Source organism: Paenibacillus terrae (assembly GCF_000943545.1).
GTDB classification, from domain to species: Bacteria; Bacillota; Bacilli; order Paenibacillales; family Paenibacillaceae; genus Paenibacillus; species Paenibacillus terrae_A.
This window is the reverse complement of record NZ_JTHP01000160.1, coordinates 1-1,699: the sequence shown is the minus strand read 5'-3', so window position 1 is coordinate 1,699 and position 1,699 is coordinate 1. Positions and strand designations below refer to the sequence as shown.

Annotated in this window: 1 protein-coding gene; it reads right to left on the bottom strand. The window is 45.8% G+C overall.

Features of this window, described 5'->3' with window-relative positions; genetic code table 11:
• Positions 1–131: 131 nt before the first annotated feature.
• On the bottom strand, positions 132–1,583 hold the full coding sequence (locus tag QD47_RS29370) for an IS1182 family transposase (protein WP_044649452.1): 1,452 nt from the start codon (positions 1,581–1,583) through the stop codon (positions 132–134).
• Between the last annotated feature and the right edge of the window lie 116 nt (positions 1,584–1,699).

The following is a 1,699-nucleotide window of genomic DNA, read 5'->3' as shown; positions in this document are numbered from 1 at the left end:
GAGGCCACTGAAAAACATGGTTCTTACAGATAGCTGAAAGGGAATCCATTAAAAAGACGACATTCATTCCTTTGTTTTTGAATGAGATGTCGTCTTTTTTTGCTTCCTCATGTCTACGCTTGCTCCTCTTTTTAGCTCATCAACTTCAAGATCCGCTTCAGATTCACCGCGAAAATCGCCATCGCTCCTTGCATTTCCATGCCAATCAGACCCGAGGAGGATGCCACATCATACCCGTGTCTGTGCTTGAGTTCACTGTTCTTGGCTTCAATTTTGTATCGCTCTTTGGCCTTGGTCTTAAAGACCTCACTCTCCTGAAATACGGCTTGAGCCAGATGTTCATCGCTTTTTATACTTACAGAATATGTCTTACTTTTTGCCCCGTCCTTGTAGCAGCCTTCCCGAACAAGGCATCGCTTGCATGTTTCTACGTCAAAGTAATAGGTGTCGGTTTGGTTTTCTCCTTGGCCTTTTTTCCCCTGCCGCGCCCGGCGAGTTGCTAGATGACCAGCCTTGCACACATACATCCCTGCATCTTTATTGAACTCAAATTCGTCTTCCTTCTTTCGGTTTCCCTGAGTAATCAAAGGATGTAGTTTTGCGACCAGTTGGATGTTTTCTTGCGCACTGTAGGCGAGGTTATCTTTTTCCGAATAGGCTGCATCTCCAATCACCGTCTCCACTTTCATTCCTACCGCCTTACTTTTTTCAATCAAGGTTTGGAGTTGCTTGCCGTCGTGTTTTTCCCCGGTGGTAATTGTTGCCGCTGTTATGATTCGCTCTTCACTCATAGCGATGTGGGTTTTGTAACCAAAAAACGAGAAGTCCACACTTTTGTGACCCATTTTGGCATCGGGATCCGCAGACGTTTGCAGATGCTCCACATCGTCGGTGACGGTTTCTTTCAATAAATTCAACGGTTCTGTAACCTTCGGCAGTCCGGTAAATCGCCCATCCTGTTCAATCACAGCGACCAGTTGCTGGCTATACTGGATTTCATTTTCCAGGACATCCGTGGCGGGTTTGGCGGGAAACTTACTTTTCATGGATTCATCCAGCGTGTAGATGGCCTTTCTCAGACGCTTGGAACGTTCCCGTAGCACGGCTTGCGGTGTTTTTTGGGTGTAGCGGGCTTGGGTATGAGTTGCGTCCACAATGATAGATTTGCTGCGAATGACGCCTTTTTCGATGGCGATTTCCACCGTTTTGCCGATGAGCAGATCTAACAACTTCATACCTTTGAGCCGTAATTTGCGAAACTTGGTGAGTAGACTGGGATCAATGACAGCTTCTTCTGGAGCCATATGCAGAAAAAACTTGAATGACAAATCCGTTTTTGAGCGCTCAACCAGGTCGATGTCAGACAAGTCAAAGATGGACTTGAGTAGCAAATATTTAAACATCCGAACCGGATCTACAGCTGTACGTCCGTTGTCATGACAATAGTTGTCATGCAGTTCCTCATACACAAAGCTAAAGTCCACCAGTTCGTCCATCCTCCGCAACATATGATCTTTGGGGATGAGTACATCGTAAAGTTCTGTATACGGACTCAACAAAAAGCTCTGCTGTTTCGGGAGCACAGGGATCACCAACCTTGGATAAGATACTTCAATTATACCGAAAAAAAGAGACAGACTCCTCAAAAAAATGAGGAACTGTCTCTTTTGGTGAGCTGGGGGACTTTTTCAGTGGCCTC